This is a genomic window from Azospirillum brasilense, assembly GCF_022023855.1.
Taxonomy (GTDB): Bacteria; Pseudomonadota; Alphaproteobacteria; order Azospirillales; family Azospirillaceae; genus Azospirillum; species Azospirillum brasilense_F.
Map to the genome: position 1 here is coordinate 1941444 of NZ_CP059449.1, position 25032 is coordinate 1966475.

Annotated in this window: 20 protein-coding genes; 11 read left to right on the top strand and 9 right to left on the bottom strand. The window is 68.1% G+C overall.

The features are described 5' to 3' along the window. Positions 1-93: 93 nt before the first annotated feature. The 5 genes from H1Q64_RS09215 (at position 94) to H1Q64_RS09235 (ending at position 5835) form a co-directional block, all read left to right on the top strand. Positions 94-555: a tetratricopeptide repeat protein gene (locus H1Q64_RS09215; protein ID WP_237903247.1), complete on the top strand. Its 462-nt coding sequence runs from the start codon at positions 94-96 to the stop codon at positions 553-555. Positions 556-677: 122 nt separating this feature from the next. Beyond that, positions 678-2249: a DegQ family serine endoprotease gene (locus tag H1Q64_RS09220; RefSeq protein WP_237903248.1), complete on the top strand. Its 1572-nt coding sequence runs from the start codon at positions 678-680 to the stop codon at positions 2247-2249. A 193-nt stretch (positions 2250-2442) separates the two neighbouring features. Next, positions 2443-3120 carry a winged helix-turn-helix domain-containing protein gene (locus H1Q64_RS09225; RefSeq protein ID WP_237904930.1) on the top strand — a complete coding sequence of 226 codons (678 nt, stop codon included), beginning with the start codon at positions 2443-2445 and terminating at the stop codon, positions 3118-3120. A gap of 536 nt (positions 3121-3656) precedes the next feature. Continuing rightward, entirely contained in the window at positions 3657-4538 is an 882-nt protein-coding gene (locus tag H1Q64_RS09230) for a HAMP domain-containing sensor histidine kinase (RefSeq protein ID WP_237903249.1), read from the top strand. Between the two features lie 226 nt (positions 4539-4764). Then, the gene (locus H1Q64_RS09235) at positions 4765-5835 is read left to right on the top strand and encodes an AI-2E family transporter (protein ID WP_237903250.1); all 1071 of its coding nucleotides are present in this window, start codon (positions 4765-4767) and stop codon (positions 5833-5835) included. Between the two features lie 21 nt (positions 5836-5856). Here H1Q64_RS09235 and H1Q64_RS09240 read toward each other — a convergent pair whose 3' ends face one another. Next, positions 5857-7398, bottom strand: coding sequence for an MDR family MFS transporter (locus H1Q64_RS09240; RefSeq protein ID WP_237903251.1), 1542 nt, complete (start codon positions 7396-7398; stop codon positions 5857-5859). 129 nt (positions 7399-7527) lie between these two features. On the opposite strand from H1Q64_RS09240, the gene H1Q64_RS09245 reads away from it, so the two are divergent. From H1Q64_RS09245 to H1Q64_RS09255, 3 genes are all read left to right on the top strand, one after another. Beyond that, positions 7528-8118 carry an ABC transporter ATP-binding protein gene (locus H1Q64_RS09245; protein WP_237903252.1) on the top strand — a complete coding sequence of 197 codons (591 nt, stop codon included), beginning with the start codon at positions 7528-7530 and terminating at the stop codon, positions 8116-8118. Positions 8119-8122: 4 nt separating this feature from the next. Next, the gene (locus tag H1Q64_RS09250; protein WP_237903253.1) at positions 8123-8926 is read left to right on the top strand and encodes an ABC transporter permease; all 804 of its coding nucleotides are present in this window, start codon (positions 8123-8125) and stop codon (positions 8924-8926) included. A 69-nt stretch (positions 8927-8995) separates the two neighbouring features. Beyond that, positions 8996-9208, top strand: a complete 213-nt coding sequence (locus H1Q64_RS09255) for a hypothetical protein (protein WP_103039994.1) — start codon at positions 8996-8998, stop codon at positions 9206-9208. A gap of 136 nt (positions 9209-9344) precedes the next feature. Here the strand turns inward: H1Q64_RS09255 and H1Q64_RS09260 are convergent, their stop codons facing one another. Continuing rightward, on the bottom strand, positions 9345-11891 hold the full coding sequence (locus H1Q64_RS09260; RefSeq protein ID WP_237903254.1) for a PAS domain S-box protein: 2547 nt from the start codon (positions 11889-11891) through the stop codon (positions 9345-9347). Then, the gene (locus H1Q64_RS09265) at positions 11888-14935 is read right to left on the bottom strand and encodes a chemotaxis protein CheB (RefSeq protein WP_237903255.1); all 3048 of its coding nucleotides are present in this window, start codon (positions 14933-14935) and stop codon (positions 11888-11890) included. The genes H1Q64_RS09260 and H1Q64_RS09265 overlap by 4 nt, the downstream gene beginning before the upstream one ends. A gap of 644 nt (positions 14936-15579) precedes the next feature. Between H1Q64_RS09265 and H1Q64_RS09270 the strand changes: the two genes are divergently transcribed. Further along, positions 15580-15825, top strand: a complete 246-nt coding sequence (locus H1Q64_RS09270) for a hypothetical protein (protein ID WP_041811141.1) — start codon at positions 15580-15582, stop codon at positions 15823-15825. A 98-nt stretch (positions 15826-15923) separates the two neighbouring features. Here the strand turns inward: H1Q64_RS09270 and sppA are convergent, their stop codons facing one another. Then, positions 15924-17675, bottom strand: coding sequence for a signal peptide peptidase SppA (gene sppA / locus H1Q64_RS09275; RefSeq protein ID WP_237903256.1), 1752 nt, complete (start codon positions 17673-17675; stop codon positions 15924-15926). A 57-nt stretch (positions 17676-17732) separates the two neighbouring features. After that, positions 17733-18305 (bottom strand): peroxidase-related enzyme, encoded by a 573-nt coding sequence (locus H1Q64_RS09280; RefSeq protein WP_174451472.1) that lies wholly within the window; start codon positions 18303-18305, stop codon positions 17733-17735. A 211-nt stretch (positions 18306-18516) separates the two neighbouring features. On the opposite strand from H1Q64_RS09280, the gene H1Q64_RS09285 reads away from it, so the two are divergent. Then, positions 18517-19611: a response regulator gene (locus H1Q64_RS09285; protein WP_237903257.1), complete on the top strand. Its 1095-nt coding sequence runs from the start codon at positions 18517-18519 to the stop codon at positions 19609-19611. Between the two features lie 9 nt (positions 19612-19620). On the opposite strand, the gene H1Q64_RS09290 is transcribed toward H1Q64_RS09285, so the two are convergent. From H1Q64_RS09290 to fabI, 4 genes are all read right to left on the bottom strand, one after another. Continuing rightward, positions 19621-20145, bottom strand: a complete 525-nt coding sequence (locus tag H1Q64_RS09290; RefSeq protein ID WP_237903258.1) for a hypothetical protein — start codon at positions 20143-20145, stop codon at positions 19621-19623. Between the two features lie 46 nt (positions 20146-20191). After that, the gene (aroC, locus tag H1Q64_RS09295; protein WP_237903259.1) at positions 20192-21268 is read right to left on the bottom strand and encodes a chorismate synthase; all 1077 of its coding nucleotides are present in this window, start codon (positions 21266-21268) and stop codon (positions 20192-20194) included. 96 nt (positions 21269-21364) lie between these two features. Next, positions 21365-22501, bottom strand: coding sequence for a hypothetical protein (locus tag H1Q64_RS09300; protein ID WP_237903260.1), 1137 nt, complete (start codon positions 22499-22501; stop codon positions 21365-21367). Between the two features lie 199 nt (positions 22502-22700). Continuing rightward, entirely contained in the window at positions 22701-23549 is an 849-nt protein-coding gene (fabI, locus tag H1Q64_RS09305) for an enoyl-ACP reductase FabI (RefSeq protein WP_237903261.1), read from the bottom strand. A gap of 91 nt (positions 23550-23640) precedes the next feature. Between fabI and H1Q64_RS09310 the strand changes: the two genes are divergently transcribed. Next, entirely contained in the window at positions 23641-25032 is a 1392-nt protein-coding gene (locus H1Q64_RS09310; RefSeq protein ID WP_237903262.1) for a YihY family inner membrane protein, read from the top strand.

A 25032-nucleotide genomic window follows, 5' to 3' on the forward strand; every position in this document is an offset into this window, starting at 1 on the left:
TTGCCCGTGGCCTTCCTGGCCCTCCTGATTCTCGGCGCTACCGGCCCCGGTTCTCGGGCCTGGGCAGGGCAGGAGGATGCGCGACTCGGTGGCTTGTTCCAGGATCTGCAGACCGCTGGCGATGCGGTCGCAGCGGAGGCGGTCGAGGACCGCATCTGGGACGTCTGGCTGGAGCATCCGAGCGATGACCTCATCGTGCTGATGCACCACGGCGTGCAGAGCCTGAACGCCGACCGCTACGGCGACGCTCTGGCCGCCTTCGATCAGGTGGTCGCCGCCGACCCGACCTACGCCGAGGGTTGGAACAAGCGGGCCAACGCCGAATACATGCTGGGCGATTACGATGCCGCGGTGCGCGACATCCGCCGGGTGCTGGCGCTGGAGCCGCGGCACTTCGGGGCGCTGGCCGGGCTGGGCCTCGTCTACCTCGCCATTGACCAGCCGGCGGGGGCGTTGCGCGCCTTCGACGCGGCGCTGGCCATCAATCCGCACCTCGACCGCGTCCGCCAGCAGGCCGCCAACATCCGCCTGCGCATCGCCAGATCGGCGCTGTAATCGTGACGTGACTTAATATTCCCTCCCTGAAAAACTTTTAATCCGCCTGCAAGCCCCCCGTGACTCGGCGCCCGCTACTTTGAGGGCAACGAACAACGCATGCCAGTCACGGAGAGCAACCGATGTCCACCCCCGCCAACGCCGGACGCGCCCCGCGGTCGAGCCGGGTGCGGCGTACCATCGCCGCCGTCCTCCTCGGCACCACGGTGCTGACCGGTCCGTTCCTGATCGCCAACCAGTCCACCGCCGCGGCCGCCGAAAGCGCCCTAACGCAGAACATGCTGTCCCAAAACGCACCGGGCAGCTTCGCCGATCTGGCGGCCAAGGTGTCGCCTGCCGTGGTGAACGTCTCCACCACCCAACAGGCCAAGGCCGAGCGCGGCACCCCGCGCATGCCCGGCTTCCCGCCGGGGTCGCCCTTCGAGGAATTCTTCCGCCAGTTCCAGGACCAGTTCGGCCAGAATGGCGGTCCGGGCGGCGACGACCAGTCCGAGGGTCCTTCCGAGGGCCAGCCGCGCGGCAAGGTCGGCTCGCTCGGCTCCGGCTTCATCATCGACGCGGCCGGCTATGTGGTGACCAACAACCACGTCATCGACGGCGCCGACGAGATCAAGGTCACGCTCCAGGACGGGACGGAGCTGCCCGCCACTCTGGTCGGGCGCGACGCCAAGACCGACATCGCCCTGCTGAAGGTGAAGTCCGACAAGGCGCTGCCCGCGCTGGACTGGGGCGACAGCGACGCCGCCCGCGTCGGCGACTGGGTGATGGCCGTCGGCAACCCCTTCGGGCTGGGCGGCACGGTCACCAAGGGCATCATCTCGGCCCGCGGGCGCGACATCCACAGCGGCCCCTACGACGACTATCTGCAGCTTGACGCCGCCATCAACCGCGGCAACTCAGGGGGCCCGACTTTCACCCTGGACGGGCGGGTGATCGGCATCAACACCGCCATCTATTCGCCCAACGGCGGCTCGGTCGGCATCGGCTTCGCCATCCCGTCCAACATCGCAAAGCAGGTCGTCGCCCAGCTCAAGGAGAACGGCCATGTCGAGCGCGGCTGGCTGGGCGTGAAGATCCAGGAGATCTCGCCGGAGATCGCCGAGTCGGTCGGCCTGTCGCAGTCCAAGGGCGCCCTGGTCGCCGAGGTGACCCCGGACAGCCCCGCCGCCAAGGCCGGCGTGCGCCAGGGCGACGTGATCCTGGCCTATGGCGGCAAGCCGGTGAACACGCTGCGCGACCTGACCCGCCGGGTGGCCGACACCAAGGCCGGCGACACGGTGGACATGACCGTGGTCCGCAAGGGCAAGGAAACGACCCTGACCGCCCACATCGCGCCGCTGCCCGCCGAACAGCGTATGGCCGCCGCCGAGGGGACCGGTCCCGCCGCCGAGAGCGCGGTGGAAACCGTCAAGGGGCTGAAGCTGGCCCCGCTCGATGGCGCCGCACGCAGCCGCCTCGGCTTGGGCGAGGGCGTCAAGGGTGTGGTCGTCACCTCGGTGTCGCCGCAGGCTGGTGATCTGCCCGTCCGTCCGGGCGACGTGATCGTCAAGGTCGGCGACCACAGCGTGACCTCCCCCGCGGAGGTGACCAAGAGCCTGCACGAGGCCGAGAAGGATGGCCGCAAGGCGGTCCTGCTGCTGGTCAACCGCGGCGGCAACGAGAGTTTCGTCCCGCTGAAGCTCGGCAAGGCGTGACGCCGGAAAACACCGGCGATCCTCATCCCCTCCAACGATGGGGGGCCGGTGTGATGGGGTGGAGGATGTCCGCAGTGCGAACCCCCGCCGCGCGGACATCCTCCCCCTTCGTGTCGTTTGGCCCTTTCCCCTCCCCGGAGGGGCGAGGGCATTCACCTTTGGACTCGCGGAAGGATGCGGTAGACTCATGCTCATGAAAGTCCTCGTCATCGAAGACGACCAGCAAGCCGCCTCCTACCTGGCCAAGGGGCTGAAAGAGGCCGGGCATGTCGTGGACGCCGCCAACAACGGCAAGGAGGGGCTGTTCCTGGCCGGCTCCGAGCATTACGACGTCATGATCGTGGACCGCATGCTGCCGGGCCGCGACGGGCTGTCGCTGGTCGAGATCCTGCGCGCCACCGGCAACGACACGCCAGTGCTGTTCCTCTCCGCGCTTGGCAGTGTCGATGACCGGGTGAAGGGGCTGAAGGCCGGCGGCGACGATTACCTGACCAAGCCCTTCGCCTTCTCCGAGTTGCTCGCCCGGATCGAGGTGCTGGTGCGCCGCCGCAGCGCCGCCCAGCCACAGACCCGTCTGGCGGTCGCCGATCTGGAACTGGACCTGCTGTCGCGCACCGTCCGGCGGGCCGGCAAGTCCATCGACCTGCTGCCGCGGGAATTCGCTCTGCTGGAGTATCTGATGCGCAACGCCGGCAGCGTGGTGACCCGCACCATGATGCTGGAGAATGTGTGGGACTATCACTTCGACCCGCAGACCAACGTCATCGACGTGCACATCGCCCGCCTGCGCCAGAAGATCGACAAGGATTTCCCGACGCCGCTGATCCACACGGTGCGCGGCGCCGGCTACAGCCTGCGAGCGCCGCAATGATGGTGGCGGGCCGGGGAGCGTGAAGGCGGCGATTCCCACCCTGCGGCTTCTGCGCACCACGCCGTTCCGGCTGGCCCTGCTGTATCTGGGCCTGTTCATCATTTCGGTCGGGGTGATCCTGGCCGTCGTCTACCGCTCCACCGCGGGCTTCCTGGAGGAGGAGATCGGCGCCACCATCGCGCTGGAGGTTGCCGGGCTTCAGGACCAGTACCGCAGCGCCGGCCTGCGCGGGCTGGTCGACTCCGTGCGCGAGCGCAGCGGTTATTCGCACACCAATTCCATCTATCTGCTGACCACGCCGGGCGGCGTCATCCTGGCCGGCAACCTGTCGGGCTGGCCCGACGCGACGCCGGAGCCGGGCGGCTGGACCCATTTCAAGATTTCCGACTATGGCGGGGTGAACAACCGGCCCTCCACCGCGATGGCGGTCAGCTTTGTCCTGCCCGGCCAGTTCCGCCTGCTGGTGGGCCGCGACATGAGCGAGCTGGACCAGCTCCGCGGGCGTATGGTCGTGTCGCTGCGCTGGGTCTTTCTAGGTGACGGTGGTGCTGGGGCTCGGCGGTGGCCTGCTGCTGGCGCGCGGCGCCATGCACCGGATCGAGGCGATCAACCGCACCACCCACCGCATCATGGCCGGCGACCTGTCGGGCCGGGTGCCGCGCGGCGGCGGTGGCGACGAGATCGACCGGCTGGCCGGCAACCTGAACGCCATGCTGGACCAGATCGAGCGGCTGATGACCGGCATGCGGCAGGTGACCGAAAGCGTGGCGCACGACCTGCGCACGCCGCTGTCGCGCCTGCGCTCCCGCGTCGAGCTGGCCTTGATCCGCGAGACCGACGACCCGGAGGTCTACCGCGGCGTGCTGCAGGACACCATCCTGGAGGCCGACCGGCTGCTCGCCACCTTCACCGCGCTGCTGTCCATCGCCGAGGCCGAATCCGGTGCCAACCGCAAGGCGCTGGAACCGGTGCGTCTGGCCGACGTGGTCCGGCTGGCCGCAGACCTCTACGAGCCGGTGGCGGAAGAGAAGGGCCTGACCCTGGTCACCGACATCCGGGCGGAGCCGACCGTGCGCGGGAACGAGCAACTGTTGGCCCAGGCGGTGTCGAACCTGCTGGACAACGCCATCAAATACACGCCGGAAGGCGGGCGCATCACTCTGCTGCTGGAGGGCGCCGGGCCGGGGCAGGCCGCTCGTATCACCGTGGCGGACAACGGCTCCGGCATTCCGCCGGAGATGCGGGAGAAGGTGCTGGAGCGCTTCGTCCGGCTCGATACCGCGCGGGCCTCGCCGGGGAACGGGCTGGGGCTCAGCCTCGTGGAGGCGGTGGCGCGGCTGCACGACGCGGCGCTGCGGTTGGAGGACAACGAACCGGGCCTGAAGGTCGGCATCGTCTTCCCGCCGGACGCCGGTTGAGAATCTCCACAAGAAAAGAGCCCGCCGTTTCCGGCGGGCTTTTGAGGTGACATCAGCGAGAATGACTCCTTGGCGTCAGACATGATATGGGGCGCCAACCGTCCGCGCGCATTCGGATAAGCGTATTAGCACGAAGGTGCTAGAGGGCTGGCGGTGCAACAGTTTCCTGCGGGCGGCGTTTGTCCATCGGACCGGCATGCCGGTGGCAACACGGCGGGAAGAAACGATGGACGCGACCAGACAGGTTCCTCTTCAGGCCGGGCAGCCGGCGACCGCCGGGCGGAACACCGCGACCGAGCTGAAGCTTTTCACCTGGAAGATGCTGATCGCCGCCGGCGTGGTGGGGACGCTGTTCCTGGCTTGGCAGGTGGCGGATGCGCTGCTGCTGGTCTTCGCCGGCGTGCTTCTGGCGATCCTGTTCCAGCGCATTGCCGGGTTGGTGCGGCGCTACACCGGGTTGCCGCAGGGCTGGTCGCTTGGTGTCGTTCTGCTGCTTCTGGCGGTGGTGCTGATCGGCGGCGGCGTCCTGATGGGCCAGTCGGTGGTGAGCCAGTTCGACCAGTTCTCCCAGCAGATCAGCGGAGCCGTGCAGCAGCTTCCCGGTTCGCTGCGCGATCAGATCATGGAACAGGGGCGGGACGCCTCCTCCTGGCTGAACCGGCTGCAGACGGTCGCCTCCAGCGTGATGTTCTTCCTGGGCGATCTGGTGGTGGTGATGTTCACGGCCATCTACCTCGCGGCCTCGCCCGGCGTCTACCGGCGCGGCGTCATCCTGCTGGTGCCGCCGCGCGGCCACAAGCGGGCGCGGGAGGTGATGGACGTGATGGGGGACTCGCTGTGGAAGTGGCTGATCGGGCAGCTTTCGGCCATGGCCATCGTCGGCGTTCTAACCACCGCGGGCCTGCTTCTGCTGGGCATCCCGAGCGCTCCGGCGCTGGGTCTGCTGGCGGCGCTCCTGGAATTCGTTCCGCTGATCGGCCCCTTCCTGGCGGCGGTCCCGGCGATCCTCATCGCCTTCGCCCAATCGCCCCAGGAGGCGCTGTGGGTGGCGCTGCTCTATCTGGCGATCCAACAGGTCGAGGGCAATGTCGTCATGCCGCTGATGCAGAAGAAGGTGGTGGACCTGCCCCCCGTCATCACCATCGCGGCCATCGCGGCGGGGGGCGTGCTGTTCGGGCTGATGGGCATGTTCCTGGCGACGCCCTTCGCGGTGGTGATGCTGGTGCTGGTCAACATGCTCTACATCGAGGACAAGCTGGGCGAGGGGCGGCACTTTCCCAGCGAGGACAAGGCGTAGGGCGGCGCCTGACCCCAGCCCTCAGGCAACCTCCGCCCCGGCCTTGGTGGCGTCGGCGGCGGAGCGCAGGGGAAGCTCCTTCAGGAACAGGGTCAGCACGAAGGACACCACGGCCAGCCCGGCGGCCAGCAGGAACAGCGTCGAGAAGCCGTGCTCGAACACCGACTGGGCGGCGTCGCGGGCGGCGGGGGGCAGGCTGGACAGGGCGGACGGGCCGCGCTCCATCACCTCGCGCCCGCTGATGCCGGGCAGGCCGGCGGCGTTCAGCCGGGCCTCGACGTCGGCGGCGAAGACTGCGCCGAACACCGCCACCCCGACCGACCCGCCGAGCGAGCGGAAGAAGCCGACCGAGGCCGTGGCCGCGCCCAGGTCGCGCCGGTCGACCGCGTTCTGCACGGCGACCGTCATCACCGGCATGACCAGCCCCAGCCCGATGCCCAGCGGCACCAGGATCAGCGTGGACCACAGCCCGCTTTCCGACACGGTCGGCGACAGGCCGAGCGCCAGATACATCACCGCCGCCAGCGCCAGCCCGGCCAACGGGAATACCTTGTAGCGACCCGACTTGGAGATCAGCCGCCCCCCGCCCCCGGCGCCCAGCACCATGCCCAGCACCATCGGCAGCAGCAGGAAGCCCGACGTGGTGGCGCTGGTCCCGGCGACGAGCTGTGAGCGCAGCGGCAGATAGACGATGCCGGCGAACAGCACCATGGCCGACACCGCCACCACCGGGTTGGCGACGGCCACCACCGGCTCGCGGAACAGGTGGAGGGGCAGGATCGGCTCCTCCACCCGCCGCTCGTGCCATAGGAAGACCCCGAGCATCATGAGGCCCAGGACGCACAGGCCGAGGATCGTTGGGGAGGTCCAGGGCAGGGCGACCCCGGCGCGCGACACCACGAACAGCAGCGAGGTCACCGTGCCCATCAGCAGCGCCGCCCCGAGATAGTCGATGGTCGGCTTCGCCCGCCCTGCCGGCAGGCGGTCGAGCGCCCGGCTGGTCATCAGCAGCGCCGCCGCCCCCAGCGGCAGGTTGATGAGGAAGATCCAGTGCCAGCTCAACTGTTCCGTGAAGACGCCGCCCAGCAGCGGCCCGGCCACGCTGGACAGGGCGAAGATGCCGCCGATGTAGCCCTGGTAGCGCCCGCGCTCCCGCGGGGCCACCACGTCGCCGATGATGGTGAAGGCCAGCGCCATCAGGCCGCCGCCGCCCAGCCCCTGGATGCCGCGGAACAGGATGAGCTGCCCCATGCTCTGCGCCAGCGCGCACAGCACCGACCCGATCAGGAACAGAAAGATCGCCACCTGGAGCACCCGCTTGCGCCCGTAGAGGTCGCTCAGCTTGCCGTAGATCGGCGTGGTCGAGGTCGAGGCCAGCAGGTAGGCGGTGACCACCCAGGGGAGGTTTTCCAGGCTTCCCAGGTCGTGGGCCATGGTCGGCAGGGCCGTCGCGACGATGGTCTGGTCCATCGCCGCCATCAGCATGGCGAGCGCCACCCCGCTGAACACCCGCATGATCTCGCGGTGGGTGAAGACGGCGTGGTCGTTGGAGGCGTCGGTCATGGTCTCGGTTCAGGCCGGAATGAGCGGTGGGGCGTACCATAACCCCCGAGACGTTCCGCGCAAGGACTCCGCCATGAATGGCTGCTAATCTCCCCTTCCACCTTCCGGAATAGTCGCCGTAACCCCTGCATGCTGACCGTGCGCAACCTGTCCACGACCGTGCTGAAGCCCGCCAGTTTCCAGGTGGGGGCCGGCGAGTGCGTTGCCGTTCAGGGGAAATCCGGATCGGGGAAGTCCATGCTGTTGCGCGCCCTGGCCGATCTCGACCCGTCGACCGGGGAGGTGCGGCTGAACGGCGATCTTCGGGAGGACATGCCCGCTCCGCTCTGGCGCCGCCGGGTAACCTACGTCGCCGCCGAGTCGGGCTGGTGGGAGGATCGGGTGGGTGACCACTTCGCCCAGCCGGACCGCGCCGCGGCGCTCGCCGGGGCGCTGGGCCTTCCGGGAGAGGTGATGGACTGGCCGGTGGCCCGCCTGTCCACGGGGGAGCGGCAACGGCTGGCGCTGGTCCGCGCGCTGGTCCAGGGGCCGGAGGTGCTTCTGCTCGACGAGCCGACCAGCCCGCTGGACGCCGAGGCGACGGAGCGGGTGGAGGCTTTGCTGCGCGCCGAGTTGGTTCGTGGGGCCAGTGTGCTGATCGTCACCCATGCGCCGGAGCAGGCCGTTCGCCTTGCCCGGCGGCATCTGCACGTCACGGACGGCGTGGTGGCGGAGGGGTAGGGCGATGCTGGTGACCCTGCATTACACCGACCTCGCCGCAGCGGCGCTGCTGCTGCTGGTCAACGGCGGCCTGTCCTTGGCGCTGGATCTGGGGCTGGCGCGGCCGCTGCTGGTGGCGGCGCTGCGGATGGTGGTCCAGCTGTCCCTGGTCGGGCTGGTGCTGACCCGGCTGTTCGCCCTGGAGTCACCCTGGCTGACCTTGGGGGCGGCGCTGGTCATGCTGCTGTTCGCCGGCCAGGAGACGATGGCCCGGCAGGAGCGGCGGCTGGCCGGCTGGTGGTCCTACGGCATCGGCACCGGGGCGATGGGGACGGCGGCGGGGATCGTCCTGCTGCTCGGCCTGTCCACCGCGGTGCGGCCCGACCCCTGGTGGGACGCGCGCTACGCCATTCCGATGCTGGGGATGGTGCTGGGCAACGCGATGAGCGGGGTGGGGCTGGCCCTCCACACCCTGACCGCGACGGCGGCGCGGGAGCGGTCGGCCATCGAGGCGCAGCTCGCGCTCGGCCATACCCGCTGGACGGCGCTGCGGCCCATCCTGCGCCACGCGCTGCGCACCGCGCTGATGCCGACGATCAACAGCATGGCGGCCATGGGGGTGGTGGCCCTGCCCGGCATGATGACCGGCCAGATCCTCTCCGGTGTCGACCCGGGGGAGGCGGTGAAGTACCAGATTCTCATCATGTTCCTGATCTCCGGCGCGACCGGGCTGGGCGTGCTGGCGGCGTCGCTGGCGACGGTGCGGCGACTCAGCGACCGGCGGCACCGGCTGCGGCTCGACCGGCTGGTGCGGCGGAAGCAAGCGTAAGGAACCCGGACGGGACCGCCGCCGTTGAACACCGATTGGTGTTCACCAACGACGGTGGGGGAGCGGGTCATGGCGCACATCGTGGAAATCCGGAACGGCGCGATCATCGGCAACGACGAGCCCGCCGACGAATATCTGCCTGTCGGAACCCACATCGCCCAGGCCGACGGATTCTATGTGAGCTTCGGCATGGATGTGGAGGGACCCTACGCCCGCAACGAGGCCGAGGAGCGGTTGAACCACCTGAAGCGCGCCACCCAGGCGGATTTGGAGCGTCCGTAAAGGCAGCGGCCTTGCCCCCTCCCTAATCCTCCCCCGCAGACGCAGGGGAGGGAACCAGTGCCACTTCGCATAAGGCACCCTCCCCTGCGAAGCGGGGGAGGGCCGGGGAGGGGCAAGGCGGAGACGATTACCCTTATTAGGTCGCCTCCGTCTCCACGTCGCGGTGTTCCAAGCTGGCGCGCACGGTGCGGCGCAGGTCGTCGGGCTGGATGGGCTTGTGCAGCAGGGCGCATTGCGCGCCGGCGGCTTCGCGCAGCCGGTCGGAGGAAGTGTCGCCGGTCAGCAGCACCCCCGGCAGGTCGGGTCCGAAGCGGCGGCGCAGCGTGTCCATCAGCATCAGACCGGTGTCGCCGTCCGGCAGGCGGTAATCGGTCAGCACGAGGTCGGGCGCCAGCGTGCCGTCCACCAATTCCAACGCTTCCGCCACCGATCCGGCCTCGGTCACCCGGTAGCCCCAGCCGTCCAGCATCAGGGCCAGCGCCATGCGGATCACTGCGTCGTCCTCGACCAGCAGGACGGAGGCGTCGCCGTCCGCCTCGCCACTGCCCGTGGAGGAGGCGTCCGGTGATTCGCCGCACTGCCGCTGATCGAGAATGGCCCCCGACGGAAGGGTGATGGCGAAGCAGGAGCCCTTGCCCGGCGCCGAGGTCACCTCGATGGTGCCGCCCAGCATATGGACGAGGCGCCGCGCAATGCTGAGCCCCATGCCCAGCCCCTCCCGCCGGTCGCGGGCGACGTTGCCGATTTGGTAGAAGTCCTGGAAGATGCGGTCGAGCTGGTTCTCCGGAATGCCGATGCCGGTGTCCCACACCTCGAACCGCAGGGCTCCGTTGCGCCGCCGCGCCCCGAACAACACCCGGCCCTGCCGCGTGTAGCGGATGGCGTTGGTCAGCAGATTGCGCAGCACGCGCTCCAGCAGGCCGCCGTCGGTGCAGGCGCTCAGCCGCACCGGCACGGTGCGCAGCGTCAGCCCGGAGGAGGAGGCGACCGCCCGGAACTCCCCGTGCAGCCGCTCCATGATCGATCCCACCTCCACCGGCGCGGAGTGGGGGGTGACGAGACCGGCCTCCAGTTTGGAGATGTCGAGCAGGCAGTCGAGCAGCCCGCCGAGCGAGGCCACGGTGTCGCGGAGCTGGGTGGCGATGCGTCGCGCGTCCTCGGGGATCGGCTCCTTCAGCAGAAGCCCGGACAGCAGGGTCAGGGCCTGGGCCGGCTGGCGCAGGTCGTGGCTGGCCGCGGCCATGAAGCGTTCCTTGGCGTCCAGCGCCACGTTCAAGTCGCGCTCCATCGACTTGATGGCCGAGATGTCGGTGACGCTGGACACCACCGCCTCGGGCTGTCCGTCCGCGCCCGGCACGGGGTGGCTGGAGACGCGCAGCCAACGGGTGGGGGCCGCCGCCTCGTCGCCCTCGGCGATGCCGACGATCTGTTCAATGACCGGCTTCCCGCTGTCCACCGCCTTGGCGGCGGGCGGCAGTCCGGTCAACCGGGCGCCGTCAGCGCCGATGAAGCGCCGTCGGGCCACGCGGCCCGCCCGGTCGCCCGGCTTGCGGCTTTCAAAGGGGCGGGCAAGGGGATCGAGCAGCACGCCCGCTGGGCCGGCCATCAGCCGCTCCGCCATGGCGTTGGCGACCATCACCGTGCCGTCGCCCGAGCGCATCACCAGCCCTTCGGACAGGGACTGGACCAGCGTGCGGTGACGTCGCTCGCTCTCGGCCAGAGCCTGTTCCGCGGCGCGGCGGGCGGTCACGTCGCGGAAGGCCACCACCGCCCCAGTGATCGCCCCGTTCTGAAGAATTGGGGAGACGGTCAGCTCCGCCACGAAATCGTCGGCGCCCTGGCGGCGGAGGCGCCCGTCGGCCACCTGCCGGACCAACCCGTCGGCCAGCGACAGCGTCAGGGCGCGCCGGCTTTCCTCCTCCGCGTCGCCGCCGATCAGCGCGGTGAAGGAGCGGCCGACCAGCTCGCTGGAGCCGAAGCCGGTCATCGACTGGGCCGCGGCGTTCACGAAGGTGATGGCGCCGCGCGCGTCCAGGCCGCAGATGCCGTCGGCCACCGCCTGCAGAATGTGGTGATAGGCGGCGCGGGTGCGCTCCGCCTCGTCGCGGGCGTTCTGAAGCTCGCCGACCCAGGCGTTGCGCTCCGTCACGTCGGTGATTGTCAGCAGCACATCGCCCTTGTCGACACCGTCCGGCCCGGCCTCCATCTCGACGATCCGGGCGTCGGTCAACCCGTCGATGGCGCTGTGGGCGCCGACGAAGGCGTATTCCTGGCGCGTCCATTGCCCGGAATCGCGCAGCCGGGCCAGCGCCGTGAACAGGCGCCCATGGTCCAGCGACTCCACCATCAACGTCAGCGGGCGGCCCTTCAGCCGGCGCAGCGGCAGGCCGAACTGCCGCTCCGCGGCGACGTTGGCTTCGCAGATGATGCCCGCGGCGTTGACGGTGAAGCAGGCCAGCGGCACCGACTGGAAGAGTTGGAGATACTGGATGCGCGAGGCTTCCAGCGCCTGCTGGGCGGTGCGCAACTCCTCGTTTTGGATCTCCAGCTCGGCCTGATGCACGTACAGCTCGTGCAGGACTTCCTTGAGCGTGGTCGCCGAGACCTCCGCCCCTTCGAAGCCGCCCGAGTTGAGAGCCTGTTCCGCGCGCTTGCGAAGCCGTTCGTTGCGGAATCCGTTCACGCCGCGCCCCCAGCCGCCGGGTCCTTGGCAATGGATGGCCCGGAGTTCTTCTGGCCGTTCCGCCGCCCGCTCGCGCGCAGTTCCATCCGCTTCCGGTTGGTGATGTCGATGTGGCTGACCACCGCTCCCCCTGACAATCCGGCCAGACGGCAGGCGTGCATCATGAACCAGCGCTCCTCCTTGTCGGAATGACAAGGGTATTCGATGGTGAACTGCTCGATGTCGCCGGACAGGATCCGGCGCAGCCCGTCGTTCACGGCACGGGCGATGTCTTCGCCTTCGGTTCCTTCCCCGGCGTTGCACACATCAAGATAATTGGTTCCCGGCCCGCAACGGTCCAGCGCCGGGGCGCCGTTCTTCTCGCCGAACATGCGCCAGGCGTGGTTGACCATGGTGATGGCGCCATCGGAATCGATGACCGCCACATGCTCGGGCAGGCTGTCCAGCACCGTCTGGAGCCGGTGCTCCGCGGCCTTGGCGGCGGTGACGTCCACGAAGGTGACGACCACCCCGGCGACCTGGTTCTTCTCGGTCAGGTAGGGAAGGATGCGCGTCTGGATCCAGCGGTCGCCGCGCACCGGGACGTGGCGTTCCACCGGCGTGTGGTCGTGGAAGACCCGCTCGATGTCCTTCAGGAAATCCGGATAGTCGATGTTGGTGGACAGGTGCGAGATCGATCGCCCAACGTCGCGCGGAATGATGTTGATGAAGCGCGCCGCCGCCGGGGTGAAGCGCCGGATCACCATGCCGCTGTCCAGGAAGACCGTGCCGATCTCGGTCGAGCGCAGCAGGTTGTCCAGGTCGTTGGTGACCTCCGTCAGTTCCTCCACCTTCGCCTGATACTCGGCGTTGACGGAGTACAACTCTTCATTGACGGACTGCAGCTCTTCATTGGTGCTTTGCAACTCCTCATTGGAGGCAAGAAGCTCTTCGTTGGTCGCCTGGAGTTCCTCGTTGGCGGTTTCCAGTTCCTCGATGGTGGCCTGGAGATTCTCGCCGCGGGAAACCAGCTCCTGCTCCAGCCCGCGGATGCGCTCCGCGGTGTCGGTGTCGAAGTCGAAGTCGCTGTCCGGCAGGGCCAGCGCCGGGGCGCTGGGGTCGAGCACGATCAGCGCGAAGCGCCGACCGGTCTTGCGGGCGACGAAGGGCTTCACGCGCAGGCTGACGGCGGGCAGCCCTTCGCGGTCCTTCACCGGGATGTTGGACAGGGCGAACTCCTCGCCGGAGCGGAAGGCCCGCGTCAGCGCGGTTCCCACCACCATGGAGACCGAGGAGGGCAGCAGCTTCAGCGCGTTCAGCGTGGCTTCGCCCGGCGGCACCTTCAGGATGGCCGACGCCTCGCCGAACACATGCATGATGTTCATCTGCTCGTTGACCAGCAGGCTGGGCGGCACATAGGCCCGCATCAGGGTTGAGATCGCCTCGTCGATGGCGGCCCCTTCCTCCTGCGCCTGCGACATGGTCTCGTCGCCGTGGCGGTGCACCGGTGCGGCGACGGTGGGGACGAGCAGCCGCGACAGCCGGTGGGTGCCGGTGCGCAGGCTCTGGAACAGCTTGTTGCGGCTGTCCAGGACGTGGAACTCCGCCGACAGGTCGCCCAGCGTCTCGCTGGTGCCGAGGAACAGGAAACCGCTCTGCCGCAGCGCGTACTGGAACAGGCTGAGCACCTTCCGCTGAAGCGGTGAGTCCATGTAGATCAGCAGATTCCGGCAGCTCACCAGATCGACTTTGGTGAAGGGCGGATCGCGCATGATGTTGTGGGCGGCGAACACCACCATGCGGCGGATGTCGCGCGACACCAGATAATGGTCGCCGCGGGCGATGAAGTAGCGGGTCAGCCGTTCGTGCGACACGTCCTCCGCGATGGAGCGCGGGTATTCGCCCAGGCTGGCGATCTCGATGCTGTCCTGGTCGATGTCGGTGGCGAAGATCTTGACGTCGAAGGACCGTCCCATCCGTTCCTGCGCCTCGGCAAAGAGGATGGCGATGGAGTAGGCCTCCTCGCCGGTGGCGCAGCCGCAGACCCACACGCGCACCATGTCGGTGGGGTTGCGCTTGGCCAGCAGGGTCGGGATCACCTTGTCGGCCAGGGAGGCGAAGGCCCCCTCGTCGCGGAAGAAGCGCGTGACGCCGATCAGCATCTCCTTGTAGAGGCTGACCGTTTCGGCGCTGTTGCGGCGGAGCAGGGCGGCGTAATCGCTCATCGAGTCGAGGCCGGCGGTGTGCATCCGCCGCTCGATCCGACGCAGCAGGGTCGCTAGTTTGTAGTGCGAGAAATCCACGCCGGTGACCGAGCGGATGGCCGCCACGATCTGCGCCAACGGGTCGTTGTCACGGTCCTGCGGCTTGGCCGGGATGGGCAGGTTGCGCGACAGCACCCGGCCGGCGTGCTCGATCAGGCAGGCCGGCAGCTTGTCCGCCGTCTTCACGGCATCCACCTGTCCGGTTGCGATCGCGCTGCGCGGCATGCCGTCGAACTGGGCCGATCCGGGGTCCTGCGCCGCGGCGAAGCCGCCCGCCGACTTGATCGCCAGCAGGCCGCGCGTGCCATCCGATCCGGTGCCCGACAGCACCACGCCCAGCGCCCGCGGCCCCTGGTCCTTGGCAAGAGCGGTGAAGAAGATGTCGATGGGCAGGCTCATGCCAACGGTGGTGTCCTTGGCGGTCAGGATCAGCCGTCCATCCTCGATCGACAGATGCTTGGCGGGGGGCAGCAGATAGACGGTGTTGCGCTCGACCGCCATGCCGTCCGCGGCCTGCACAACCGACATGGCGGTGTGCTTGGCCAGCAGATCAACCATCAGGCTCTTGTGGACCGGCGAGAGATGCTGGACCACCACATAGGCGAGGTCGCTTTCCCCCGGCACATTGTCGAAGAAGCGCTGAAGCGCTTCCAACCCGCCGGCGGAGGCACCGATGCCGACGATGCAGCAGACCCGATCCCGGGTTTCCGGGTAGGGACCATAGACGGAGACCGTGTCCTCGCCCTCATCGGATGGCGTGGGGGCGTCGGTGATGGTGTGATCGTTGTCTTCTGGTTCCACGGAGCACTTCGGGTCTGCGGGAGTAAAGGACGGCCTACTGAATTATTTGCCGTCTGACCGTGACATTCAAACCCTCCCTCGCGCGGTGCCTTTCCTTTTCCGTGCGCACCGGCGGTTTTGAAACGGCGAAGGGTTCAGCGGCTATATAGGAAGCGTCCATGCCAGTCAATCCGGACAATCTGTCCCTTGGGGAGCTGCATCGCGCCGGCATTCAAAAGATCAGGCGTGGGACGGGGTGTGTTCTGTCCTTGACGTTACGCATATGACCAATGGATTTGTGGCGATGTGTTTAATAATCTTCGATTTCAGCTTCGGTGGATCGCTGAATCGAGACTTTCGAATCTGTAGTGATTTTCCATATTCATTTTCTTTCAATGCCCTGAGAGCGATTGCGTGAATTCATTGAGTCCTGGCGTCTCGTTCCTTTTTCCCATCGCCGCGCTTCATGGTGGGGTTGAAAGATAAAAATCGATGGGATTTGCCACCAGCGCACAGCTTACCCAGAAGGTATGATGTGATACGGGCACAACACTGTGCAGGATCTGTTGCCTCGTTCGCTTATGTCGCTTTACGCGATTGGCGCTTTGCGCAATCTTTAATCCGTAGCCACTAATCATGAGAAACGTAGGAAAGGAGTGCGCCAGATGGAGCGCGAGGACGAATGTGCTCTCGACCGATATATCGCGGCGATTCCGCTTAACCTGAGAGTAGTGGCCAGGGCTGCTTACGAGGAGCTGTCGAACAATCCCTTCCTGCCTGTCTTTTCCAAAGACGAAATCGCGCGGTTGGTCTGCTCGCCAGGATTTCAGAGTTACTTGGAGAGTGAGAACCGAACCAGCGCCGGTTCGCTGATGATGCTCTGTTCGGCGGGGTTTGCGACGCGCCATTGATGACGCACTTTTGACGAGGCGCAGCCGTCACAACGCGACGCAGCCACTCTTCTGCAGGCCGGCGGTTGTCCCGCCGGCCTGAATTTTGTCCGAAAGTTCTACTGTTCGAGCCCCAGCGGCGGCATGCGAGCCTCCACTGCGCCGCTGCGCGCCGCGTTCACCAGCGGGGCCAGTTCGGCCAGCGCCGGACGCAATCCGGCCAGCACCGCCACGGCTTCCACCAGATCGCCCTTGCCCGAGGCGAGGTCGAGGATCTCCCGGATCAGCGGCTTCGGGCGTGGATAGCCGGTCACGGTGACGGGATCGTCCGGCGCCAGTTTCGCCGCCTGCTTGGCGAGCGTCAGCGCGGTGGCGACCCCGCCCAACTCGTCGATCAGCCCGAGGTTCTTGGCCTGGGCGCCGGTCCACACGCGGCCCTTGGCGGCGTCCCGCGCCTGTTCGGGGGTGAGGTGCCGGGCCTCCGCGACGCGGGACAGGAAGGTGGAATAGCTGCTGTCGATGATGGCGTTCAGCCGCTCCTCCCCGGTGGGGCCGAAGGGGCGGAAGGGCGACCACAGGCCGGCGTTGGGCGCGGTGTCGAGAACGCCCCAATGCACGCCCAGCCGTTCCGACAGGCCGGCGACCGACATCTTGCCGGCGACCACGCCGATGGAGCCGGTCACGGTGGCGGGGGAGGCGACGATGCGGTCGGCGGCCAGCGCGATCCAATATCCGCCGGACGCCGCCGTCCCGCCCATGCTGGCGATCACCGGCTTGCCCGACTGGCGGGCCTTGACCAGCGCGCGGCGGATCGTTTCGGACGCGGTCACGCTGCCGCCGCCGCTGTCGATGCGGAACAGGATGGCCTTGACGTCTGGATCATCCACCGCGTCCTCGATGGCCGACACGATCGTCTCCGACCCGGCGGTGACCTCGCCCAGGCCGGGCTTGCCGCTGTCGCCGCCGGTGATGGTGCCGGTGGCGTGGATCAGCGCGATGGTCGGGCCGTTGCGATTGGGCGGGCCGGCGATGTCCAGATAGTCCGCCGCTTCCATGGTGTCGGCACCGGGCGCCGCCCCGGCGCGGCGCAACGCCTCCTCCCGCGCCTCGTCGGCGTAGCCCAGACGGTCGACCAGCTTGGCGTCCACCGCCTCACGGTCGATCAGGGGGGCGCGGTCCATCGCCGCCTTCACGGCGGCGGGGGGCAGGCGGCGGCTCACCGCCACCCCGTCGACGATCTGGTTGGTCAGGTCGCCGAGCAGCGACTCCATCATCTCGCGGTGGGCGGGCGTGAAGTCCGTCCGCATGACGCTGTCGGCGAGGCTCTTGTACTCCTCCCGCTGGAACACCTGCGGCTGGATGTCCAGCTTGTCCAGAGCGCCGCGGGCGAAGGGGATCTGGGCGGACAGGCCGGTCAGGCCGAGCAGCCCCAGCGGTTGCATCCACACCTCGTCGAAGGCGCTGGCCAGCAGGTAGGAGCGGTTGCCCGCCCCGGTGTCGCCGTAGGATTCGGCGAAGGCGATGGCGAAGCGGCCCGACGCGCGGAACCGCTCCACCGCCGCCCGCAGTTCCTGCACCTGGGCGAAGCTGGCGCCGTCGCCACCGAAGCGGGCGAGCACGCCCTTCACCCGCGGGTCGGTGCGCCCGCGTTCCAGCGCGTCGAGCACCTCCTGGAAGGTCGTCTCATGGCCGAGGAAGCTGCCCAGCCGGTCCACGCTCCCCTCCGCCAGCGGGTCGCGGAGGTCCAGTTCCAGCACGACGGTGTCGGGCAGGGAGGGCTCATGCCGGACCGCCAGAACGACCCCGGTGACCACGGCGGCCACCACGAGGAAACCAATGAGGGCGAACAGGCGGACAAAGAACCTCAGCATCCGGGGGGCTCCGGTGGTTGCGCGGCGTCAGCGGCCCAGCGTTTGGCGGTCGGGCGTTTAGCGGTCCTGCTTGTGGTAGTCGCGGTTCGGCATCATGTCCACCGCCGAGGCGACGCGGTTCGACATGTTGTAGAAGGCGGCGGTGTCGGCGACGTCGAAGATCTCCTCCTCGCCGAAGCCGGCGTCGCGCAACGCCTGCCGGTCCGGCTCGCCCATGGTCCAGGGCTCCTTGGTCAGCTTCCATGCGAAATCGAGCATGGCGCGCTGGCGCGGCTCCAGCTTGGCGGCGCGGTAGTTGAAGGCGAGCATCTCGCCGAGCTCCGGATCGCCGGACAGTTTGCGCACCGCCTGCCCATGGGCGACGAGGCAGTAGTAGCAATGGTTGGCCGAGGACACGACCACGGCGATCATCTCGCGTTCCAGCTTGGACAGGCCGCTCTCGCCGACCATCAGCTCGTTGTAGAGCTGGGCGAAGGTGCGCAGCTTCTTCGGGCGCAGGCTGTAGGCGCGCAGCACGTTGGGAACGAAGCCCAGCTTCTCCTCGCACTTGGCAAAGAGCGCGGCCATGTCCGGGTCGAGGTCGGGCGTCTCGGGAACGGGTAGGGCCATGACGTGATCGGGCTGGGGCATCGCGGCGGTCTCCTCCGGTGTGTGTTCGTTTCGTTGCGGTGTACGCTGTTTTGGCCGACAGGGTAGCCGGGCGGCGGCGCTTCGCAAAGCCCCACCTCCGGTCAGGCCCATTCACCAGGGGTTGCAACCCTGCCTTTCGTACGTTGTCTCTCGCCAAACCGTCGCCGTCCGTGCGAAGACTGCGCTCCGTCGCAACGCAGTGGCTCGACCGATGAACGAACCGGGCGGCAAGGGCGCGCCCAAGCTCGGCCTCCTCTCGGTTCTGGTGGTCGAGGACAGCGCCTTCATCCGCAACGTGCTGACCGCGACCCTGCGCACCATCGGGGTCGGCGCGGTGCATGCTGAGGCCGGCGGCGCGGAAGCCATCCGCTTCCTGGAGGAGCGCCGTGCCGCCCTGCCGCCCGGCACGGCGCCGGTGGACGTGATCATCACCGATCTGGTGATGCCGGAGGTGGATGGGCTGATGCTGCTGCGCTGGCTGCGCTGCAGCCCGAAGTCGCCGGACCGCTTCCTGCCCGTGCTGATGCTGTCCGGCGCCGCCGACCGCCATTACGTGGAGCAGGCGCGCGACCTGGGCGCCACCGACTTCATCGCCAAACCCTTTTCGGCGGCCATCATCGCCAGCCGCCTGCTGGCAGCCATCGCCCGGCCGCGGCGCTTCGTGCTTGCCAAGGGCTATTTCGGACCGGACCGGCGGAGGACGCAGCGGCCGGTGGCGATGGATTGCCGGATGACCGGCCCCAGGGAAATCCTGGTGGTGCACAGCGCCTCCAAGGCGGTGGGCATCGACCGCTTTCCGGTCGTCCATTTCGACCTGCCCAACCGGTTGGGCGCCAAGATGGGCATCGCGCCGAAGGACCCCGTGCCGACGCTTCCCGAGGAGGTGCTGGCGGCGGCGGAGGCGGAGATCCAGAACCGGGCGGGCGATTACGCCACCTGGATCGCCGGAGAGGTGGACGACCTAGCCCGCCGTGTCGACCGGCTGGGCGCGGACGCCGCCGCGGTCCCGGCGCTGATGGTGCAGATCAACCGCTCCGCCCACGAGATGCGCGGGCAGGGTGGCATTTTCGGCTATCCGCTGATCACCCGCATCGCCAAGTCGCTCTACGAGGCGACGCAGGGCGGCTTTCCCGCCGTCACCGGCAACGAACGCCTGCTGTTGAAGGCCCATGTGGACGCCATCAAGGCGGTGATGGCCGGGCGGATCAGCGGCGACGGTGGGGCCATCGGCCAGCAGCTTCTCGCCTCGTTGGACCGCGCCAAGAAAAAGTACGCCAAGCCGGACGGCGAGGGCGACCCGGCCTGAGCGCCGCCGCTATTTCCAGCGGATGCCGGCCTCGCGGCGGATCTCCTCCATGCGCTCCAACGCCGGCTTGAAGCCGGTCAGGGAGAAGCGCACCTCCGCCTTTCCGCCCGCCGGGGCGGAGCCGACGGCGGAGACCTCCTTGCCGGGAGTCAGCCGTTCCACCAGTTTGGCGTTGGTCTCCGGATCAAGCACCGCGCAGGTGTTGGTCTCCCATTCGAAGTGTTCGCACGGGTATTCGGGACGGAACAGCGCCCGGTCCACCCAGACGCGGACGATCTTCGACAGGTCCATCGTCTGCTCGTCCAGCCGGAAGCGCAGCCCTTCCAGCCAGCGCTCGCTGGAGCGCAGCCAGACGAGGCGCGATCGCCGGTCGCTGCCGGGGCGGGAGAGCAGTTCGCATTCGAGGCGGCGCGGCTCGCTCCAGACCTGGCAGTAGAGGCGCCAGTCCTTGAAGGTCTCCGCATGCTCGCGGTAGGCCGGGGCCTGGGATTGGGCCTGAGTTGGGGCGGCGACCAGCAGAAGCCCTGCGATCACGGCACCACGCCACGCACCCGTCCTGCGTCCCGGTCCCCGCATGGCCTTAGCCCCGCGCGTAGGCGCGGTGGCGCAGCAGATGGTCGGCCAGCACGCAGGCCATCATCGCCTCGCCGACCGGGACGGCGCGGATGCCGACGCAGGGGTCGTGGCGGCCCTTGGTCAGGATGTCGGTGTCCTTGCCCTGCAGATCGACCGTCTGGCGCGGGGTGAGGATGGAGCTGGTCGGCTTCACGGCGAAGCGCACCACGACGTCCTGCCCTGTCGAAATGCCGCCCAGGATGCCGCCGGCGAGGTTGGACCGGAACTCCGGCTCGCCGTCGGGGCCGGCGCGCATCTCGTCGGCGTTCTGCTCGCCGGTCAGGGTGGCGGCCTCGAAGCCGTTGCCGATCTCCACGCCCTTGACGGCGTTGATCGTCATCATGGCGCGGGCGAGGTCGCCGTCCAGCTTGTCGTAGAGCGGGTCGCCGAGCCCGGCGGGCAGGCCGGAGGCCACGACCTCCACCACCGCGCCGATGGACGAGCCGCTCTTGCGGATGCCGTCGAGATAGTCAGCCCATTCGGCGGCAGCCTGCGGGTCGGGGCAGAAGAAGGGGTTGTTGTCCACCTCCGCCCAGTTCCAGCGGCTGCGGTCCACCTTGTGCGGGCCGATCTGCACCAGCGCGCCGCGGACGGTCACGCCGTCGCCCAGCACCTTGCGCGCCACCGCACCCGCCGCCACGCGGCAGGCCGTCTCACGCGCCGAGGAGCGCCCACCGCCGCGGTAATCGCGGATGCCATACTTCTTCCAGTAGGTGTAGTCGGCGTGGCCGGGCCGGAACTTGGACGCGATCTCGCTGTAGTCCTTGGACCGCTGGTCGGTGTTCTCGATCATTAGCGAGACCGGCGTGCCGGTGGTCTGCCCTTCGAACACGCCGGACAGGATCCTGACCTGATCCGGCTCCTGGCGCTGAGTGGTGTAGCGCGACTGGCCGGGGCGGCGCTTGTCGAGCCAGGGCTGGATGTCCGCCTCCGTCAGGGAGAGCAGCGACGGGCAGCCGTCCACCACCACGCCGATCGCCGGCCCATGGCTCTCGCCCCAGGTGGTGAAGCGGAAAAGCGTTCCGAAGCTGTTGCCGGCCATGGCGAGGACTCCCGATGCGACACGATGTTACCGCAAGTTTTGCGGTCGAGCGCGTTTCTTGCGGCGTTTCGGCCGGCGCGTCAAGCGCGAGGGGACTTAGAACGCTCCCTTCTGCTCACGCCGGCGGTCGAGCGCGACCTCGAACTGGCGCAGCAGCTTGTGCGTGGTTTCGAAGTAGAGCTTGCGCTGCGGGTTGTTCTTCATGCAGCGGGCGTCCAGATGGGCGACGCTGGTCAGCGCCGAGACGCAGTAGCCGAGCAGCCAGTAATGGGAGCGGATCTTGCGCAGATAGTCGCGGAAGGGCTCGGGCTGGCCGGCCATGAAGGCGGAGAAGCTCGCCTCGTAGTCGGCGAGGATCTGCCGGATGTCCATCAGCGTGGTTTCCAGCAGCTTGTCCACCTTTTCGATGTGCATCAGCAGCTGGGTTTCATAGGGCTTGTGCATGCGGATATCGACCGGGATGCATTCCCGCGACTTCAGCCAGTTCAGGATGATCCGCGCCCGCGGCGCGATGCGGCGAAGCTGGTACTCGTAGAAGGTCGTGCCCTTCCAGGCGCTGAAGATCTGGTCCGCTTCGCTGCGGTCGATGCCGAAGGCCGAGACGAACAGGCCGGCTTCCTCAAGCTCGGGATTCCAAATCGCCTCCAGGAAGCGTTCGATGCTCTGGGCGCCGGTGCCGCCGCCGTCGATGGCCTTGCGCACAATGGGTTCGATGCGCGCCCGGATCAGGCGGCGGAGTTGCTGGTCTTCGGCGTCGCTGATCGCCCAGTGACGCTTGTCCACCGGGACCTTCTCGCCTTCGAAGCACGCCTTCAGCAGGAAGGCGTCCAGCGAGGGCACGCTGTCGATCAGGGTAAGGGTGCGCAGGTCCGCGGCCGCGGCCTCGCTGTTGGCCTCGCCGATACCGAACTGTTCCGCCAGCAGGAGGTTGCTGTTGCGGGCGCGCAGATAGATGGCGAGGCCGCCCGCTTCGGTGTGTTCGACGCTGTGCGGAATGTAGATGCCGGTCTCGACCGGCCGCGAAGCGGCGTCGCCATCCTCATCCTCGTCAGCGATGGGGTTGGCGTAGTCGTCGGCGTCTTCGTCGAAATTCGGATACTTGAACAGAATGGCCTTGTTCAACCCACGGGCACGGAACAGGCGGTTTTCTTCGGGGATCTCGCGGGTGATGGTGATCAAGTTCATCGAGACGCTGGAGCCGCCGTAGAGAATTTGCTCCAGAATCGGGGACACCGAATCCGATTGCCGCCGTGCACGCATCCGACTGTCACCTTCCGCAACCTTCCGTAAGCGTGAAGAATAGCGGTCTGCTGCGGTGCGCAAAAGTAGGTAATACGACGATCGGTAAAAAATACCTCAAACCAGGTAAGGGCGTTTCCGGCGGGCGTTCCGGAACGAACCGGACGCGCCCGCCGTCGCCAGAGGCTCGGGATCAGGCGGGCTTGGCCGCGCCGCCCAGCGATCCCAGGAGCTGCGACACCTCGGCCGCCGCGTCCACCGCGACCATGCCGACGGTGTGGTAGCCGGAGTCAACGTGCATCACCTCGCCGGTCACGCCGGTGCCGAGGTCGCTCAGCAGGAACAAGCCGGCGCCGCCGACCTCGCCGATGGTGACGTTGCGCTTCAGCGGGGCGTTCAGCTCGTTCCACTTCAGAATGTAGCGGAAGTCGCCGATGCCGCTGGCGGCCAGCGTCTTGATCGGGCCGGCGGAGATGGCATTGACGCGGATGTCCCGACCGCCCAAATCGACCGCCAGGTAACGCACGCTGGCCTCCAGCGCGGCCTTGGCGACGCCCATCACGTTGTAATGGGGCATCACGCGCTCAGCGCCGTAGTAGGAGAGGGTGAGCAGGCTGCCGCCCTCCTTCATCAGCGGAACGGCGCGCTGCGCCACCGCGGTGAAGGAATAGCAGGAGATGTCCATGGTGCGCAGGAAGTTGGCCCGCGTCGTGTCGAGATAGAGGCCGTCGAGTTCGTTCTTGTCGGAAAAAGCGATCGCATGAACCAGGAAGTCCAGCTTGCCCCATTCCTTTTCGATGGCGGCGAAGGTCGCGTCGACGCTGGCCTCGTCGGTGACGTCGCAGGGCAGCAGCAGCGGGGCCTTGACCTGATCGGCCAGCGGCTTCACGCGCTTCAGCAGCGCGTCGCCCTGGTAGGTGAAGGCCAGCTCGGCGCCGTGCTGCGCCAGCGTGGAGGCAATTCCCCAGGCGATCGAACGATCGTTCGCCACGCCCATGATCAGGCCACGCTTGCCGTCCATGAGCGGCTTCGGGTTGGACATCCGTACCTCGTGCATCCAGAGTATGCTTTGAAAAGTGGGCCGCATCCTACACGAAAGACCGGCCCGGTCAAACCAAGGCGGGAGGCGTCCTGTGGCTGAAACCGAAGGCACTTCGAAAGGGGCGTGGAACCCCTTTGTGCGCGTTCGGGAGATCGGCGGCTTCATCGCCTATTCCTCCATGCGCTTCTACAACGACAACTGTTTCCAGACGGCGGCCTCGCTGACCTACACCTCGCTGCTGGCGCTGGTGCCGCTGATGACCATCGGCTTCGCGATCTTTTCGGCTTTTCCAGCCTTCAACGCGCTGCAATCGCGCATCCAGACGTTGCTGTTCAAGAACCTCGTGCCGGAGAACAGCGACGCCATCCTGCAATATCTGGCGGCCTTTATGGCCAACGCCGGGCAGATGCCGGTGTTCGGCATCGTCGGGCTGGCGATGTCCGCGGTCCTGCTGATCTGGACCATCGAGGGCTCCTTCGCCACCGTCTGGCGGGTGCGCGAGCCGCGCTCCTACGTCACCCGCATCCTGTCCTTCTGGGCGGTGGTGTCGCTGAGCCCGCTGTTCGCCGGCGCCAGCCTGTCGCTGTCCAGCACCCTGTGGGCGGTGCTCCAGTTCGCCCATCTGGAGGGCTTCGCCGACCCGCTGGTGGGGATCGGGGCGATCCTGCCCTTCATGCTGCAGCTGGTCGGCTGCACGCTGCTCTACGTCATCATCCCGAACCGGGACGTCGGCTGGATGGACGCCGCCTGCGGCGGGGCGGTGGCCTCGCTGCTGCTGGAGACGTCCAAGGCCGGCTTCGCCATGTACATGAAGGAGTTTCCCGCCTACCAGACCATCTACGGCGCGCTGGCGACCGTGCCGATCTTCCTGTTCTGGCTGTACATCGCCTGGTCGACTGTGCTGTTCGGCGCGGTCATCACCGCCTCGCTGCCGGAATGGCGGGCCGGCAAGATTACCCGCGGCGGGCCGGAGGGGCTGCTGCCGGCCCAGCGGCTGGGGCTGGCCTTGGCCGTCCTGCACGAGCTTCTGGAGGGCACGCGGCTCGGCGTGGGCTTGCGGCGGCGGACGCTGGTCGGGCGCGTGCCGGTCGGCACGGTGCTGATCGACGGCATCCTGGAGCAGCTTCGCGATGCCCACTGGGTGGCCCACACCACGCACAACGCCTGGGTCGTCACCCGCGACCTCAGCGAGGCCACGCTGTTCGACCTGATGAAGGCGCTGGGCATTGGCCTGCGCGGCTCCGTCCGTGGGCTGGGCGGGCTGGAACTGCCCTGGCAGGACCGCACGGCCCATCTGCTGGAGCAGGCGGAACGGGACCAGGAGGAGATCCTCGGCGTGCCGATCAAGGACCTGCTGTCCGACCGGCCGCTGGAGGTGGAGCCGCTCGAATCGGAGCCGCGGGAGCCGGACCCGCAGGAGTCCGGAACGGCGGCGGGGGAGGGCTCCGGCGCGGTGCCGCTGCGCGCGAAGCGCTGGCCCTGA